The 16,263-nt window shown below is 70.7% G+C and carries 17 protein-coding genes; 8 read left to right on the top strand and 9 right to left on the bottom strand.

Annotated elements, in window-relative coordinates:
* Positions 1–47 precede the first annotated feature (47 nt).
* Entirely contained in the window at positions 48–722 is a 675-nt protein-coding gene (locus ACZ6ZD_RS01005; RefSeq protein WP_465667050.1) for a response regulator transcription factor, read from the top strand.
* Positions 719–2,221, top strand: a complete 1,503-nt coding sequence (locus tag ACZ6ZD_RS01000) for an ATP-binding protein (RefSeq protein WP_465667048.1) — start codon at positions 719–721, stop codon at positions 2,219–2,221. The genes ACZ6ZD_RS01005 and ACZ6ZD_RS01000 overlap by 4 nt, the downstream gene beginning before the upstream one ends.
* Here ACZ6ZD_RS01000 and ACZ6ZD_RS00995 read toward each other — a convergent pair.
* Genes ACZ6ZD_RS00995 through ACZ6ZD_RS00985 form a run of 3 tightly spaced genes read right to left on the bottom strand, consistent with a single transcriptional unit; the run spans position 2,218 to position 4,567 of the window.
* Positions 2,218–3,216 (bottom strand): LacI family DNA-binding transcriptional regulator, encoded by a 999-nt coding sequence (locus ACZ6ZD_RS00995; RefSeq protein ID WP_465667046.1) that lies wholly within the window; start codon positions 3,214–3,216, stop codon positions 2,218–2,220. The two genes, ACZ6ZD_RS01000 and ACZ6ZD_RS00995, sit on opposite strands and share 4 nt — an antisense overlap.
* 44 nt (positions 3,217–3,260) lie before the next feature.
* Positions 3,261–3,923 (bottom strand): maleylpyruvate isomerase family mycothiol-dependent enzyme, encoded by a 663-nt coding sequence (locus ACZ6ZD_RS00990; RefSeq protein WP_465667044.1) that lies wholly within the window; start codon positions 3,921–3,923, stop codon positions 3,261–3,263.
* Positions 3,914–4,567: a pyridoxine/pyridoxamine 5'-phosphate oxidase gene (locus tag ACZ6ZD_RS00985; RefSeq protein ID WP_465667042.1), complete on the bottom strand. Its 654-nt coding sequence runs from the start codon at positions 4,565–4,567 to the stop codon at positions 3,914–3,916. The genes ACZ6ZD_RS00990 and ACZ6ZD_RS00985 overlap by 10 nt, the downstream gene beginning before the upstream one ends.
* Positions 4,568–4,619: 52 nt before the next feature.
* Between ACZ6ZD_RS00985 and dapE the strand changes: the two genes are divergently transcribed.
* The 4 genes from dapE to ACZ6ZD_RS00965 all read left to right on the top strand — a co-directional run bounded on the left by dapE (position 4,620) and on the right by ACZ6ZD_RS00965 (position 8,779).
* Positions 4,620–5,684: a succinyl-diaminopimelate desuccinylase gene (gene dapE / locus ACZ6ZD_RS00980; protein WP_465667040.1), complete on the top strand. Its 1,065-nt coding sequence runs from the start codon at positions 4,620–4,622 to the stop codon at positions 5,682–5,684.
* 37 nt (positions 5,685–5,721) lie between these two features.
* Positions 5,722–6,594, top strand: a complete 873-nt coding sequence (locus tag ACZ6ZD_RS00975) for an LOG family protein (protein ID WP_171676065.1) — start codon at positions 5,722–5,724, stop codon at positions 6,592–6,594.
* 121 nt (positions 6,595–6,715) lie between these two features.
* Positions 6,716–8,098, top strand: a complete 1,383-nt coding sequence (locus tag ACZ6ZD_RS00970; RefSeq protein ID WP_465672592.1) for a DivIVA domain-containing protein — start codon at positions 6,716–6,718, stop codon at positions 8,096–8,098.
* Positions 8,099–8,218: 120 nt separating this feature from the next.
* Positions 8,219–8,779, top strand: coding sequence for a DNA-3-methyladenine glycosylase I (locus tag ACZ6ZD_RS00965; RefSeq protein WP_465667038.1), 561 nt, complete (start codon positions 8,219–8,221; stop codon positions 8,777–8,779).
* A gap of 226 nt (positions 8,780–9,005) precedes the next feature.
* Here the strand turns inward: ACZ6ZD_RS00965 and ACZ6ZD_RS00960 are convergent, their stop codons facing one another.
* Both ACZ6ZD_RS00960 and ACZ6ZD_RS00955 read right to left on the bottom strand, forming a co-directional pair.
* Positions 9,006–9,797, bottom strand: a complete 792-nt coding sequence (locus tag ACZ6ZD_RS00960; protein WP_465667036.1) for an enoyl-CoA hydratase/isomerase family protein — start codon at positions 9,795–9,797, stop codon at positions 9,006–9,008.
* Positions 9,798–9,830: 33 nt separating this feature from the next.
* Positions 9,831–10,637, bottom strand: coding sequence for a PaaX family transcriptional regulator (locus tag ACZ6ZD_RS00955; protein ID WP_465667034.1), 807 nt, complete (start codon positions 10,635–10,637; stop codon positions 9,831–9,833).
* A gap of 160 nt (positions 10,638–10,797) precedes the next feature.
* Between ACZ6ZD_RS00955 and ACZ6ZD_RS00950 the strand changes: the two genes are divergently transcribed.
* Both ACZ6ZD_RS00950 and ACZ6ZD_RS00945 read left to right on the top strand, forming a co-directional pair.
* Complete coding sequence (locus ACZ6ZD_RS00950) at positions 10,798–10,965, top strand: DUF3117 domain-containing protein (RefSeq protein WP_012923066.1); 168 nt, start codon at positions 10,798–10,800, stop codon at positions 10,963–10,965.
* Between the two features lie 145 nt (positions 10,966–11,110).
* Positions 11,111–12,628 (top strand): leucyl aminopeptidase family protein, encoded by a 1,518-nt coding sequence (locus tag ACZ6ZD_RS00945; protein ID WP_465667032.1) that lies wholly within the window; start codon positions 11,111–11,113, stop codon positions 12,626–12,628.
* 9 nt (positions 12,629–12,637) lie between these two features.
* Here the strand turns inward: ACZ6ZD_RS00945 and ACZ6ZD_RS00940 are convergent, their stop codons facing one another.
* From ACZ6ZD_RS00940 to ACZ6ZD_RS00925, 4 genes are all read right to left on the bottom strand, one after another.
* A complete protein-coding gene (locus tag ACZ6ZD_RS00940) occupies positions 12,638–13,879 on the bottom strand; it encodes a hypothetical protein (RefSeq protein WP_465667030.1) in 1,242 nt (413 codons plus the stop codon).
* A gap of 70 nt (positions 13,880–13,949) precedes the next feature.
* The gene (glgA, locus tag ACZ6ZD_RS00935) at positions 13,950–15,107 is read right to left on the bottom strand and encodes a glycogen synthase (RefSeq protein WP_465667028.1); all 1,158 of its coding nucleotides are present in this window, start codon (positions 15,105–15,107) and stop codon (positions 13,950–13,952) included.
* Positions 15,108–15,126: 19 nt separating this feature from the next.
* On the bottom strand, positions 15,127–15,588 hold the full coding sequence (locus tag ACZ6ZD_RS00930; RefSeq protein ID WP_465667026.1) for a GNAT family N-acetyltransferase: 462 nt from the start codon (positions 15,586–15,588) through the stop codon (positions 15,127–15,129).
* A 97-nt stretch (positions 15,589–15,685) separates the two neighbouring features.
* Positions 15,686–16,228, bottom strand: coding sequence for a GNAT family N-acetyltransferase (locus ACZ6ZD_RS00925; protein ID WP_465667024.1), 543 nt, complete (start codon positions 16,226–16,228; stop codon positions 15,686–15,688).
* Positions 16,229–16,263: the final 35 nt, after the last annotated feature.

Below are 16,263 nucleotides of genomic sequence, written 5' to 3'. Positions count from 1 at the left end.
CTGAAGGGTTCTTCAGGATGCTCCTCAGGGCGTGCGAATCTGGTCCGGTGCGAATACTGGTGGTGGAGGACGAGCAGCGGCTCGCCGCGGCGGTCAAATGGGGTCTGGAGTCCCACGGGTTCGTCGTCGACGTCGTCCACAGCGGTCCCGAGGCGCTCTGGGCGGCCGAGGAGCACGAGTACGGCGCGATCATCCTCGACGTGATGCTGCCCGGCCTGAACGGCTACCGGGTCTGCGAGGCGCTGCGCCGCGGCGGCGACACCACTCCGATCATGATGCTGACCGCCAAGGACGGCGAGTACGACCAGGCCGAAGGGCTCGACACCGGCGCCGACGACTACCTGACCAAACCGTTCTCGTACGTCGTCCTGGTCGCTCGCGTGCGCGCGCTGCTCCGGCGCGGTGGCGGTGCGCCCGCGCCACTGGAGATCGGCGATCTGGTCCTCGACCCCGCCGCCCGGACCTGCCGGCGCGGTGAGCGGCGGATCGAGCTGACCGCGCGCGAGTTCGCCGTCCTCGAATGTCTGGCCCGGCGCCGCGACGTCGTCGTCACCAAAGGCGAGATCCTCGACCAGGTCTGGGATCCGCACTACGAAGGCGACGTCAACGTCGTCGAGGTGCACATCAGTTCGCTGCGCCGCAAGATCGACCAGCCGTTCGGCCGCCGGACACTCGAAACCGTGCGCGGGATGGGCTACCGCCTGACCGGGAGCACCCGATGAAACTGTCCACCGCCGTCCGCGTCGCCCTCGTGGCCGGCCTCCTCGCGGCCGTCCTCGCCACCGGCTTCGCCTTCTGGATGCGCCACGAGATCTACGCGACCCGCTACAAGGACCTCCAGCACCGAGCCCAACAAGCCCGCAACATGGTCGTGGACAACATGTACGCGAATCCGGCGGAGCGAAGCTGGCCCTTCACGATCTCGCACCCGATGACTGATCAGCTTGTCGAGATCGTCGAGGACAACGGGCACCTGCCGGGGTATTCCCGTGAACTGAGCCTCTATATAGACGACGATGGTCCGGCGCTTCAGCCCCTACCGGCCAAATGGGAGCCGAGCTCCCGCCAGGACCGCGGCCAGTACGTGACCTTTGGCGCGCCGGACCTGACACGACTGGAAGACGCCTGTGGCATGGCAACGTCGCGGGACGTCTCGCTGTGCGCGGATCTGAAGAGCCTGGCCGGACGGCGGGTCGAGTTCTACCGCGCCGTCATACCGCTCTCCCGTGTCCCGGTGCCCGGCGGGAAGTTGTTTCCCGGCGACGGGCGGTCGGTGGGCGTTTCGGTGTTCGTGTTGCCGTTCGAGGCCGAGGACGCGGTGGCGGCGGCCGATCGGGTGCTGATTCCGGCGGTACCGGCGGGTGTCCTGCTGATCATGCTGGGCGCGTACGTCACCACGCGCGTGGCCCTCCGCCCGGTCGAGCGGATGCGCGCCCAGGCCGCGACCATCAGCGAGAGCAACCTGCACGAGCGCGTCCCCGTTCCACCGACCGGCGACGTCCTGGCCAGCCTGGCCACGACCCTCAACGAAACCCTCGGCCGCCTCGAGACCGCAGCCGATCAGCAGCGCGGCTTCGTCGCCGACGCCGCCCACGAGCTCCGCAGTCCGATCGCCTCCCTGCGCGCCATCCTCGAAGTCGCCGCCGCCCATCCCGACCGGGCGGACTGGCCCGCAGTGGGCGCCAACGCCGTCGCAGAGGTCCGCCGTCTCCAACAGTTGGCCGACGACCTCCTACTGATCGCCCGCCTCGACGCCGAACCCACCGCGGCCACCACCACGGTCGACCTCGCCGAGCTCACCCGCCGGCAGCTGGCCCGCCGCCTCGACGAAGGCCCCACCCTGACGCTGGAAGCCCCGGACGAGCTCCCCGTCACCGGCAACCCGACGCAACTCGACCGGATCCTTCGCAACCTCCTCGACAACGCCATCCGGCACGCGCGCTCGACCGTCGAGGTCACCCTCGAGCAAACCCCGGACGCCGTCCTCCTGCACGTCGACGACGACGGCGCCGGTATCCGCGAAGCCGACCGCGAGCGCATCTTCGACCGCTTCACCCGGCTCGACGAGGCCCGCACCCGAGACGCCGGCGGCGCCGGTCTGGGCCTCGCCATCGCCCGCGACCTCGCCCACCGCCAGCACGCCACCCTCGCAGTGACCCCGCACCCCGGCACCCGCTTCACCCTGACCCTCACCAACCCGGGCGGGCCGGTAGCGGGTTAGGGCTTGGGGGCTGAGGTGGCTCGGATGTGCAGCTCGGTGCGGAGGGTGACAGTGGAGGGCGGCTTGTTGGGGGTGGCGATGCGGTCTTTGAGCATGAGGCCGGCGGTTCGGCCCAGTTCGTAAGTGGGCTGCGCGACCGTGGTGAGGCTGGGGACGACGAGGTTCGCCCAGGGGGTGTCGTCGAAGCCGACGACGGCGATGTCGTGCGGAGCGCGGAGACCGCGGTTGGCCAGACATTCGAGGGCGCCGACGGTCATCAGGTTGTTGGTGACGAACAGGGCTTCGGGCGGTTCTGGGAGGTTCAGGAGGGACTCCATCGCGGCGAGGCCGCCGGCTTCGCGGAAGTCGGCGTACCGGACCAGCTCCTCGTCCGGGCGGAGGCCGGCGGATTCGAGGGCGGTGCGATAGCCGGCCAGGCGGTCGGTCGCAGTGCTGACGTTGCGCGGCCCGGTGATACAGGCGATCCGGCGGTAGCCGCCGTCGATGAGGTGTTTGACGCCCTCGTGGGCGCCGTGCTCGTTGTCGACCAGGACGGTGTCGGCCTCGATGCCGTCGACCCTGCGGTCGATCAGCACCATCGGCGTCTTCGCATCGGCGAGCTGCTGGACGCCGTCCGCGGTGGAGGTCGGTGAGATGACGACACCGGCCATCTGCTCGGTCAGAACAGCCGAGGCGTACGCCGCCTCCTTCTCCGGGTTCTCGTCCGAATTGCACAGGACGACGTGGTAGCCCGCGGTCTGCGCGACGTCCTCCAGACCGCGCACCAGCGAGGTGAAGAAGGGGTTCTCGATATCGGAGATGACGACGGCCCACAGGTTCGTCGACGACCTGCGCAGGTTCCGGGCGACGCCGTTCGGGCGGTAGCCGAGCTCGGCGACCGCGGCGCGGACCTTCTCGGTCAGCTCGGGGTCGACGTTGCGGCGGCCGCTGAGCACCCGCGAGACGGTCGCCGGAGACACCCCCGATCTACGCGCGACGTCGTAGATCGTCGTCATACCCGCCCCCTACTTGGAGATTGCTTGGCCGTGTGGACCGCATGCTACGGCCAGGGGAGGAGCTCCGGGCGTGGTCCGTTGACTGGGGAGTCGAGGGTGCGGCCGGCGTACCAGGCTGTGAGGGCGTTGAGGGTGCCGGTGAGGACATGCTCTTCGCCGGTGCCGTTCTGCCAGGCGGGGGCGTCGGTGGGTTGCAGGACGAGGTGTACGCCGTCCGGGGTGCGGGGGCGGAGGAAGTCGAGGAGGTGGGCGCAGAAGGGGGCCGGCCAGTCGGCGGGGGTGGCGGCCAGGCCCAGGTCGCTGGTGTGGACGGTGAGCTCGCGCCAGGTGGCGTCGATGCCGTGGGCAAGGGTGCTGTTGCGGTGCAGGATCGGCCGGGACCAGTCGTCGACCTGGTCCCAGGCGGCGACCAGTGCGCTGACTGCGTCGTTCAGATCGGCAGTCAGCTCCGCGGCCGGTCGGTGCGCGCCGGCTTCGATGTCGGCGTCACGGGCCGGGCGGCCGCCGTCGTACACCTCGACGAGCTCGCCGCGCAGGGCGTACTCGACCTGACGGGTCATCGCGCGGGAGAAGTTCGCTATGTGGGTGATCACGTGCCCGCGCGACCAGCCGGGCAGTACCGAGTCACCTCGGGCCGTGGCCTCGTCCAGTCCGGCCACCAGCTCACTGAGCCGGTCGGCAGCGCTCTTCACGTCGGTCAGGGCCACAAACGCTCCTTAGTCCAGTTCTCGGCATCCAGGCGGTACCGAAGGCGCAGGTGGCGACGGTCCGGGTCCGCCTGCCAGAACTCCACCTCATCAGCCTGCAGCGTGTACAGCGTCCAGTTCTTGGCGACCAGTCCGGGGTCAGCAAGCAGCCGCTCGGTCTGCTCGGCGACGGCGGCTCCGACGTCCGCTGGATCAGCCAGGACGTCGCTCTGCCGTGCAGCCAGCGACTCTGCGCGTGCTGGGACCGGACGGGCCAGAAAGTCGCGCGCTGACTCGTCCGGTGCCGCAGCCTCGACTCGACCCAGCAAACGGACCTGTCGGCCGAGCGGGATCCAGTAGAAGGTCAGAGCGGCGTACGGCGTCGCAGTCAGCTCAGCCCCGGTCGGACTGGCTGCCGAAGTCGCGAACTGCCAGCCTTCGGCATTCACGTCCTTCAGAATCAACACCCGCGCGTTCGGCCGTCCGTCGGCTCGGACCGTCGACAGCGTCGCCGCCAGCGGCTCCGGCACCTGCTGATCCACCGCAGCCAGCAGCCACTCGGTGAACAGCGCCTGCGGGTCCTCCGGCGCCTGCTCCGGGTCGAACTGCGGGGGAGTGCCAGTCAGAGTTGGTACGGCGCGCAGGCGGGTCCGCAGGTCGGTCACGCCCCGACCCTAAGCGAGAACCAGGTCCGCTGCCGTGGATAGCCTGTCGGGCATGAGCCTAGATCTGACTGTGTCCGGCCCGGACCTGACCGAAGCGCTGGTCAACATCTCGTCCGTCAGCGGCACCGAGGAGCCGCTCGCGGACCAGGTCGAGGCCGCGCTGTCGGCGTACGGGCACCTTAAGGTCTTCCGGCACGGCAACACGGTCGTCGCCCGGACCGACCTCGGCCGGGCCGAGCGGATCGTGATCGCCGGACATCTGGACACCGTCCCGCTCAACGCCAACCTGCCGGCGCGGCGGGCGGACGGGCTGATCCACGGGCTCGGCGCGTGTGACATGAAGGGCGGCGTCGCCGTCGGACTGCGGCTCGCGGCCACGCTGGCCGAGCCGAACCGGGACGTCACGTACGTCTTCTACGACTGCGAAGAGGTCGAGTCCGAGCGGAACGGGCTCTTCAGGCTGACGCAGTCGAACCCGGAGCTGCTCGAAGGCGTCTTCGCGGTCGTCATGGAGCCGTCGAACGCCGTCGTCGAGGCCGGCTGCCAGGGGACGATGCGGATCGAGGTGACCACCCGCGGCGAGCGGGCGCACTCGGCCCGGTCCTGGATGGGCTCGAACGCGATCCACGCGGCCGGGGAGATCCTCGCGCGGCTGGCGGCGTACGAGCCGCGCCGGGTGCCGATCGACGGGCTGGAGTACCGCGAGGGGCTGAACGCGGTCGGGATCACCGGCGGCGTCGCGGGGAACGTCGTCCCGGATCTGTGCACGGTCGAGATCAACTACCGGTTCGCGCCGAGCCGGAGCGAGGCCGAGGCCGAGGCGCACCTGCGCGAGGTGTTCGAGGGGTACGACGTCGTCGTCACCGACTCGGCGCCGGGCGGGCTGCCCGGGCTGGAGCGGCCGGCCGCGGCGGCGTTCCTGCAGGTCGTCGGCGGTGAGCCGAAGCCGAAGTTCGGCTGGACCGACGTGGCCCGGTTCACGCTGCTCGGCGTCCCGGCGGTGAACTACGGGCCCGGCGACCCGCTCTATGCGCACAAACAGGATGAATTCGTGCCGGAGGCCGATATCGAGGTGTGTGAACAGCGGTTGAGGAGTTGGTTGACCGGCCCGGCGTGAGCCGGTGCCGTGCCCGGGTTGGTCCTAACCTGGTGACATGGCAGACGAACCTTCGACCAACCCCGGCCGCCCGATCGGTCACCAGCAGCGCGGGCCGGTGGTGACGCGCCGCAGCCAGGTGCAGAACTCGACCTCCGAGCAGCGGCTGCTGGACAGCCGCGGCCCGTCCGACTGGGTGCACACCGACCCGTGGCGGGTGCTGCGGATCCAGTCGGAGTTCATCGAGGGGTTCGGCATGCTCGCCGAGCTCGGCGCGGCGATCAGCGTGTTCGGCTCGGCGCGGACCAAACCCGACGACCCGATGTACGTCGCCGCCGAGGAGCTGGCCCGGAAGCTGGTCGAGGCCGGGTACGCCGTCATCACCGGCGGCGGCCCGGGCGTGATGGAGGCGGCGAACAAGGGCGCCTCCGAGGCCGGCGGCGTGTCGGTCGGGCTCGGGATCGAGCTGCCGTTCGAGAACGGGCTGAACGAGTGGGTCGACATCGGGATGAACTTCCGCTACTTCTTCACGCGGAAGACGATGTTCGTGAAGTACGCCCAGGGGTTCGTGGTGATGCCGGGCGGGTTCGGCACGCTGGACGAGCTGTTCGAGGCGCTCACGCTGGCCCAGACGCGGAAGGTCACGTCGTTCCCGGTGGTGCTGTTCGGGACGTCGTACTGGGGCGGCCTGGCCGACTGGCTGCGGGAGACGATGCTCGCCGACGGGAAGATCTCGGCGGCCGACCTGGACATGTTCACGATCACCGACTCGGTGGACGAGGCGGTCAGCTACATCATCAAGGCGGCCGAGCTGGCCGACGCCGCCGCCGAGGAGGCCGCGGCCGAGGCCGCGCGCGATGTCGCCGAGGCCGAGAACCCGGCCGCCCGGGCCCGGCGCGAGTCGCACCGGCTCGGCTCCGACGGCAGCTGATTTCGCCGCCCGATCCCCGTCCCGGGCGTGCTGGGACGGGGGTTGACGGAAAGTGGCCGGTGTGGTGGGGACCCGCCGATTGTGCGGGTGACTGGATGGACATGGCACGATCGGTCCCGTGATGTGGTTCTTCGGGTTGATCGTGGTCGTCTTGATCGGGGCCGTCGCAGTGGTGGCCTCGGGTCGTTGGGGTGCCATGAGTACGGCGTACGACGATCGGCCCGACATGACGGTGCCCGCGCGGCAGGCGCTGACGTCGACCGAGATCGAGTCCGTCCGGTTCGCGGTCGGCGTCCGCGGCTACCGGATGGACGAGGTCGACACGCTGCTCGAGCGGGTCGCCCGGGAGGTCGCCGAGCGCGACCGCCGGATCGCCGACCTGGAGCGCGCCGTCGCCCCGATCGTCGACGCCCCCGAGGGCGCCGGCTTCACCTCCCGCTACGGCTACACCGCGGCCGACTTCGACGACACCGGTACCCAGCAGCCGATCCTCGTCGGCGGCAACTTCCCGGCCGACCCGCCGGCCGTCGTCGCCGAGCAGCCGGCCGTTTCGGCCGCGGCAGAGACGCCCGCCGAGCAGACCCCGGCCGCTCCCGAGCAGCCGGCTGCGGATCAGCAGCCGCTCGGCTCGGACGAGCAGCCGACGCCCGCCACTGCGCAGCCGGTCGCCGAGCAGCAGGCGACCGCTCCGGTCGCTGATGAGCCGGTCACCGCTGAGCAGCCTGCCGTCGTCCCCCCGCCCGTCCTCGACGAGCAGCCGGCGGCCGCGCCGGAGCCGCCGCCCACCGCCGCCACTGCCGCGGCCACCGAGTACGAGCGCCTGCAGGCCGAGGCCCGCGCGCTCCTCGCGTCGACCGGCAGCCTCCCCACCATCCAACCCCGCCTCGACCAGCCCACCCCCGAGCAGCCCGCCCCTGAGCAGCCGCCTGCAGCGCCATCCGCAGCGCCGGCCGAGCCGCCCGCTCAGCCGCCCGTTCAGCCGTCTGGCGCGCAGGAGCCGCCGGCCGCGCCGACTGCCGAGGCCTCCCAGTCCTGGTTTCAGGACGAGCTGACTCCGCAGTCCGAGGTTCCGCAGTCGCCGCCGGCTCAGCAGCCTCCGGCCGCGCCGCAGCAGTCGTACGCGCCCGTCGTGCAGCAGCCGGTGCCGACTCGGCAGACCTACGCGCCCGCGCCGCAGCCGACCCGGCCCGCGCAGCAGAGCGCGCCGGTACGGCCGCCCACCGTCGTCCAGCCGCCGCCCTCGGCCCAGCAGCAGCCCGTCGTCCAGCAGCCGCCCGCGCCCGCACCGCCTGCGGGCCAGCAGCCGGCTCCGGTGCCGCACTGGGTGCAGCCGGGAGAGCCGCAGACGCCGCAGGAGCACGCGACGAACGGGAACGGGCAGCAGCAGCTCGGCGCGTTCGAGCAGGCCGAGGAGGGTTGGGAGTTCAAGCCCGCCGCCGAGCCGGGTTCCCAAGGGCGCCACAGCGCGCCGCCGGAGCAGACGGCGTACCGCCGACCTAACTGACGGCCGTCGCGGCACGCACTTTCTGTCGGTGGCTTGGGGTTCACTTGACGACATGGTCATCACGCAATGGGATCCGCCGCGCGAATACCCGCTGAACCGCCTGCGCAACGAGGTCACCGCATGACGGTGATCGGCGCCGACGGGCAGCCGCGCTGCGGGTGGGCGACGTCCGCCCCGGAGTACGTCGAGTATCACGACACCGAGTGGGGCAAGGAGATCCGCGACGACCGCGGGCTGTTCGAGCGGATGACGCTGGAGGGTTTCCAGTCCGGCCTGTCCTGGATCACCATCCTGCGCAAGCGGGAGAACTTCCGGACGGCGTTCGCGCACTTCGATCCCGAGATCATCGCGAAGTACGGCAGCGACGACTTCGATCGGCTGATGGCCGATACCGGGATCGTCCGCAACCGGCTGAAGATCAACGCGACGATCTCCAACGCGCGCGCCCTGCTGGAGCTGGCCGACGGCGAGTTCACCGAACTGCTCTGGAGCTTCCGGCCGGCCGAGCAGAAAACGCCGAAGACCCTCGGCGACGTCCCGGCGACGACGCCGGAGTCGGTCACGCTGTCGAAGGCGCTGAAGAAGCACGGTTTCGTCTTCGTCGGACCGACGACGGCGTACGCGTTGATGCAGGCGACCGGCATCGTCAACGACCATCTGGCCACCTGTATCGCCCGCTGACTTTTTCACTGCCTGGTCGGTACCGATCAAGGCCGATGCAAGTGCCGAATGCACGTGCATTCAGCACGAAATCGTGCAATTCGAATTGACTCGAAGACAAACGGCTGAACGAGTTGTGTTCCAGGCACACAACGTGATGTGGTGTTCGCGGACTCCCCGTCTGTCAGGTGGTTGTCCGGTCGTGACTCGCCCGACCGGAAAGCGGCCGGGGAGTCCACCAACATTTCTACCGGCCGTTGAAAACCGGCTTCTGTTTCGCGACGAACGACGCGACCGCGTTCTTGTGATCCTCGGTGTCGCCGGTCAGCTGCATCTTCGCCGCCTCGAACTGGAGCGCCTCGGCCAGCGTGTGCGTCGCCGAGTACGCGACCGACTGCCGGACCGAGCCGTACGCGACCGTCGGGCCGGCCGCCAGCTTCGCGGCCAGCTCGCCGACGGTCGCCGTCAGCTCGGCCGCCGGGACGACGGACGTCGCGAGCCCGAGCTCGAGCGCCTCGGCGGCCGGGACCGTCCGCGGGAAGTACAGCAGCTCCAGCGCCTTCGCCTGACCGATCAGCCGCGGCAGCGTCCAGGAGATCCCGGTGTCGCAGGACAGCGCGATCCCGGTGAAGGCCATGTTGAAGCCGGCCGTGTCCGCGACGATCCGCAGGTCGCACGCGAACGCCATCGACGCGCCGGCGCCCGCCGCCACGCCGTTGACCGCGGCAATGACCGGCTTCGGCATCTCGGCCAGCGCGAGCGCGATCGGCGCGTAATGATCGGGCACCGTGCTCCACAACGCGTCGGTGTCGTTGGCCTCCAGCAGGCCGATGTGCTCCTTGAGGTCCTGCCCGACGCAGAACGCGCGGCCCGTCCCGGTCAGCACCACGACGCGGACGGCGTCGTCCGCCGCCGCGGCCTGGACGGTGTCGCGCAGCAACACCTTCGTCGCGGTGTCGAGCGAGTTCATCGCGTCCGGCCGGTTCAGGGTGATGGTGGCGACGCCCTCGGCGACGGCGTACGTGACGGAGTCACTCATCGTGGTCAGCTCCTAGACAATCCGTGAGGAATTTCAGTGCAGTGTCAGGCAGTCGTCGACGAAACGCCCGGCCGCGGGGCCCAGACGTTCGGCGTGGAAATCGAAGTACGCGGCGGCCTTCGTCCCGGCCCAGCCGGCCGGTAGCAACTCGGCCGGCAGACCCGGGTCGCGGAACAGGAACTTGCGCCATTCGTGGACGAGTTCGGACCGGACGGCGAAGGCCTGCTCGTCGGTCGTGCCGTCGCCCGCGGCGTCCACCAGGGCCTTCGCCTCGATCAGCCAGGCGTCGTACGACGCGCCGAGCTCGTCGAGTTTCCAGACCCGCCGGGCGAACTCCGGGGCGGCCTCGTCGACCGGCGCGCGGAAGCGGTCCGCGGGGATCTGTTCGGCGGCCAGGATCTGGTCGACCTCGGCGTCGTTGCGCAGCCCGACCCAGGCGCCGTCCGACAGCGGAGCCCAACCCAGGAAGGAGAGTTGGCTCGCGAGCTGTTCGCGGCGGCGGGCGTTCGGGACCTCGCGCAGAATGCCCAGATGCCAGTGCTGGTCCCAGCCGGCGGCGCCGCCCGGATCGGCTCCGTCGGGGCCGGTCCGGTAGATGCGGGCGGCCGCGTCGTCGAGCCGGCGACGCGCCCGGGTGGACAAGCCGTAACCGGGCTGGCCGTCGATCCGGACCGGCTCCAGCCAGCCCTGACGGACCATCCGGGAGACCGCCGTCCGGACGGCGGGCGGGTGGACGCCGAGCGGCGCCAGCAGCCGGACCAGCGCCGCGACCGGGGCCCGCGCGCCGCGTGCGCGCAGGTGGTCGCCGTAGAGGTCGAAGAGGGCTGAACGGGCGTGCACAAGACCCGAGTCTGCCGTATGGTGCGCACCTTCGCCCCGCTATCGGGAATAATGGGTTCGGATACACCTTGCGATACGCGCCGACGGCGCATCACCGCGCGGCGCCGGACGGTTCCGTTCGGTGTCGTCGCTCAACACCGAACTGGGAAGGGGTGCGCGCATGGCGGCGATGAAGCCGCGGACGGGCGATGGTCCGCTCGAGGTCACCAAGGAGGGCCGCGGGATCGTGATGCGGGTTCCGCTCGAGGGCGGCGGCCGCCTGGTCGTCGAGCTCAATGCCGACGAAGCGACCGAGCTCGGCAACGCACTGAAGGCCGTCGTCGGCTGACCGATCTCCCCGGGGTGCCCTGGTCCGCACTCCTTGATCAATCCTTCGACCCCGGTGGGTGCCGTGCTCGGCACCGGCCGGGGTCGTTACGGTTGGCACCGCAAAGTTTCCTGGACACCTGACCGAACCCTGTGAGGACCCTCTAGTGGCTCGCCGCACCAGCACCTTCGCGTACCCGACGATCCCCGCCGTTGGCTGGCAGGCCGGCCTGCCGGTGCACGGCGCGCCGACCTGGGTGATCGTGGCCGGAGCGGACGGTCTGCCGGCCGCCGCGAAGGAGGCCGGCGAGCGGCTGGGCGTCGATCTGGACCGGCTGTTCGAGGTCCAGCAGGAGGCCGGGTTCAGCACGGCGGCCGGCTCGACGGCGGCGTACCCGCTGCTCACCGGCGAGGTCCGCGAGGTGCTGCTGGTCGGCGCCGGCGAGCAGACCGCGAAGGAGCTGCGCCAGGCCGGCGCGGCGATCGCGCGGTTCGGCCGCGGTAAGGACGAGCTCACCACGGTCGTTGCCGAGGGCATCGACGACGCGGCGGTCCAGGCGTTCGCCGAGGGCGTCGTGCTCGGCTCGTTCAGCTACACGCTGAAGACGGCCGACACGCCGGAGCCGGTGGTCGCGCGGGTGACGCTGACCGACGGTTCCGCGGCCGAGCGGCAGGCGGTCGTCGATCGCGGCATCGTGATCGGCCGGACCGGCTGGCTGGCCCGCCAGTTCGCGATCACGCCGTCCAACGAGAAGGACCCGGCCTGGCTGGCCGCCCGGGCGACCGAGCTGGCCGCGTCGACCGGTCTCGAGGTCACCGTCTGGGACGAGAAGAAGCTGGCCGCCGACGGGTTCGGCGGCATCCTCGCGGTCGGTCAGGGCTCGACCCGGCCGCCGCGGCTGATCCGCCTCGACTACGTCCCGGAGGGCGCCGGCGACGACACGCCGTACGTCGTCCTGGTCGGCAAGGGCATCACCTACGACACCGGCGGCCTGTCGCTGAAGCCGCGCGAGGCGATGGTGTCGATGAAACGCGATATGACCGGCGGCGGCTCGGTGATCGCAACGCTGTCGGCGCTGCGGGAGCTGGGCGCGAAGGTTCGCGTCACCGGGCTGATCTGCGCGGCCGAGAACATGCCGTCCGGGACGGCGTACCGGCCGGACGACGTGATCCGGCACTTCGGCGGCCGCACGACCGAGGTGAAGAACACCGACGCCGAGGGCCGGCTGGTGATGGCCGACGGGCTCGCGTACGCCGTCCAGGAGCTGCAGCCCGACGTCCTGGTCGACATCTCGACGCTGACCGGCGCGATCAAGATCTCCCTCGGCGCGATGCTCTACGGCGGCCTGTTCGCCACCGACGACGCGCTCGCCGACAACCTGACCGAGGCCGGCCGGGCGGCAGGCGAGGAGCTGTGGCGGATGCCGCTCCCCGCCGAGTACGAGTCGCTGATCGCCACCCCGATCGCCGACGCCGTCAACTCCTCCAAGGGCCCCGGCTCGATCACCGCGGCCCTCTTCCTCAAAGCCTTCACCGGCACCACGCCCTGGGCGCACCTGGACCTCTCGTCGATCGCCGAGTCGCCCAGCGACCACCACGAGTACTCCGCCGGCTCCACCGGCGCCGGCGCCCGCCTCCTCACCACCTGGCTGGCCTCCGAAGCCCCCACCGCCGGCATCGGCTGACCTGCAGGCTCAGCGGGTGGCGGCGCGGATGATCTGCGGGTACGCCGTCATCGCCGTGCCGAAGTGGTCGACCGCGCCCATCGAGCGGACATCGATGCGTGCGCCCTTGGCGCGGAGGCCGGTGGCGCAGACCTCGGAGTTCGCGGCGCGGACGTCGGTGTCCTTCGTGCCGCTGTAGAAGTCCAGCGGGACTCGGGGTGACCAGTCGTGGCAGATCTGGTCGGCTGCGCGCATGGCCCGTCGGAGGCGTCCGGTCGGGTTCTGCAGCTGGTTCAGGTAGTCGGCCGTGAAGAGCTTGGCCGGGGCGTCCGGCAGGCCGCGGACGATCTCTTCGGTGGTGTGCGAGCCGTCGAGCAGCTGCTCGACCCGCTCGGCGTACGGCGACTGGAACACCTCGCGAGGGTCGTCGTACAGACCGACCGTGCGGTTCCACGAGGTGATGAAGTAGGCGAGGTAGAGCGTGGCGATCTGCGGCCGGACGCCGCCGTCGAACACCGCCGGGAGCTGGACGTTCAGCAGGTCGAACGGCGAGGCGACCGCATGGAGTGAGCCGAGCCGGAACGAGCCTGCCGCCCCGCGCTGCAGCGCCCGGCCGACGCCCAGAGTGGCCCGACCGCCTTGGGAGAACCCGGTGACCAGCACATCGCGTTTCAGCGCGACGCCGCGCCGGACGCTGAAGGTCCGGGCCGCGAGCAACATGTCGGTCGAGGCGCTGGTCTCGGTCGCGGTGTCGAGGTAGGGATGGCGACCCGGGCCGAGACCGAGGCCGAGGTAGTCGGGCGCCACACCGGCCAGACCGGCGCCGGCGAACAGCGCGGTGATCAGGCGGTCGGTCGAGTCCGGGTCGACGGAGGCGGCGTACGCCTTCGTCCCCATGGTGCCGTGCAGGTACTCGGCAACGCTCAGCGCGCCGCGGCGGCCGTCGGGGAGGACGACGATGCCGGACGCCGTGGTCGGGCGGCCCTTGGCGTCGATGGTGCGGTAGATGAGCCGGTACACGGTGACGTCGTACCGGGCCTTCGGTGCGTTGACGAAGCCTCGTTCGGCTGCTGCCGCGTCGAGCTCGGCGGCGGTGAGCTTGCCGACCTGGACGGCGGAGACGAGGGCGCCGCGGGGTGCGTGTGCGGTCGCCTGCGCGACGGCGGACTCGGCTAGGGAAGGCTGGCTGACTGCGACGGCGGACAGCGGCGCGGCGAGCAGCGCGCCGACGGCGAGGGCGGCGGGGACGATCCGGAAAGCTCGTGAAGTCATGTCACCAGCCAACCGGCGGCGATCACCCGCCACCATCGGGCCATACCCCCGGTTCGGAGTGGGGGTAGCCCTACCTCTGCAGGGAGTTGTACAGCTCGACAGTCCGCTCGGCGACGGTGACCCAGCTGAACTGCGATACTGCGCGCTCGCGCCCGGCCTTGCCCATTGCGGCGGCCTTGGCCGGGTTGGCGACCAGCTCGTTGATGCCGGTGGCAAGGTCGCGTTCGAAGGTGTCGATGTCGTTCTCGTCGTACCGGACGAGGGTGCCGGTGACGCCGTCGTCGACCACCTCGGGGATGCCGCCGACGGCGCTCGCGACGACGGCGGTCTCACAGGCCATCGCTTCGAGGTTGACGATGCCGAGCGGCTCGTAGATCGACGGGCAGCAGAACGCGAGGGCGTGCGTCAGCACCTGCCGGACCTCCTCGCGCGGCAGCATCTCGGACACCACGAAGACGCCGTCGCGGGCTGCCTTCAGGTCGTCGATCAGCGCGTCGGTCTCGGCCTTCAGCTCGACAGTGTCGGCCGCACCGGCCAGCAGGACCAGCTGCACCGACGGGTCCAGCTGCAGGCCGGCTCGGAGCAGATGCGGGACGCCCTTCTGCCGGGTGATGCGGCCGACGAACGTGACGTACGGCCGGCTGAGGTCGACGCCGAGCCGCTCCAGCACGTGCGTCGACGGGTCCGGGTGGTAGAAGTCCGCATCGATGCCGTTGGAGATGACATGCACCTTGGCCGGGTCGATCGCCGGGTAGCAGTCCAGGACGTCGTCCCGCATGCCGCGGCTGACTGCGACCACGGCGTCCGCCGCCTCGTACGCCGTCTGCTCGGCCCAGCTCGACAACCGGTAGCCGCCGCCGAGCTGCTCGGCCTTCCACGGACGGCGCGGCTCCAGCGAGTGGGCGGTCACCACGTGCGGGACGTCGTACAGGAGCTTGGCCCAGTGGCCGGCCATGTTGGCGTACCAGGTGTGCGAGTGCACGAGCTGTGCGTCGCCGACCGCCGCTGTCATGGTCAGATCGGTGGAGAGGATCCGGAGCGCCGCGTTCGCGTGCGGAATCCGCCGGTCGTCCTCGGTGTGCGCCGTCGCGCCGAGGCGCGGCTCACCCATGCAGTGGACGTCGACGTCGAGCAGTCGGCGCAACTCACGGACCAGGAAGTCCACGTGCACCCCCGCCCCGCCGTACACGTCCGGTGGGAACTCACGCGTCAGAATGGCGACCTTCATAAGCTCCGACGATAGGTCATCACTTGAGCTTCGTGGCGACCCAGAACCGAAGCTTTCCGTGTCGCTCGTCCTCCAGCTCCCCGCCCGCCGCCTCGATCACCTTCCGCGAAGCCACGTTGTCCGCATCGCACGTCACCAGCGCCGGGTCGATCCCCAGCTCAGCAGCCACCGGCAGCGCCTGCGCCAGCATCTCCGTCGCATACCCCCGCCGCCGCGCCGACGGCCGCACCGCGTACCCGATGTGCCCGCCCAGCTCCAGCAACGGCGCATTCAACTCATGCCGAATCGACAACCGCCCCAACCACTCGTCCCCCTCCACGAACCACAACACCGTGTAAGGCACGATCCCCGCCACCAACACCGCCCCCGGCTCAGCAGCCCCCCGAATCCCCTCCACCAACCTCGCAAACTCCCCAACATCCCCCACCTCCTCCCGACTCCACCTCTCCTCCTCACCCCCCACAAACGCCTCAGCCCCCATCCACCGCTCCCCCTCAGCCCCCCACTCATCCCAAGCCCCCAAATACGACCGATGCACAGTCACACTAGGTACAACCAAACGCGCCATCCCCCCAGTCTCACTCACCCCCGGTAACCACCCAGTACCGCAGCTTCCCGTCGTACTCGTCCTCCAGTACGCCGCCGGCCGCCTCGATCGCCTTCCGCGACCCGACGTTGTCGACCAGACAGGTGATGCGCACGCGCTCCAGACCGAGCGCTGCGGCGTACGGAAGCGATTCGGTGACCATCCGGGTCGCATGCCCGCGACGACGCGCGGACGGCCGGACGGAGTACGTGATGTGCCCCATAGCCTCGGCGAACGCCGGTGCGAGCCGGTGGCGGATCGACAGCCGGCCGAGCCACTCCGGGCCGTCGACGTACCAGAGCACCGTCTGGTGGATCAGCCCCGGCGGCAGTGGGGTTGCCGGATCGGCCTCACTGGCGAGCGCCTCGACGAGGCGCGTGAACTCCGCCGGGTCCGCAGCCTCCTCCAGCGACCACGCTCTGGAGTCGCCGGTGATGGTCCGGGCGCCGAGCCAGCGCTCATCGGCGCCGAACTCGCGCCAGGCGGTCAGGAACGAGTGGTGAACAGAGGTGGTCGGAGTGGTGAGCGTCGGCACGGTTCCAGTCTCGCGACACTCGCAACTGCTTATGC

Source organism: Kribbella sp. NPDC104218, assembly GCF_055584105.1.
The sequence above is the reverse complement of the archived record's forward strand: the minus strand, read 5'-3'. Positions and strand labels throughout refer to the sequence as shown.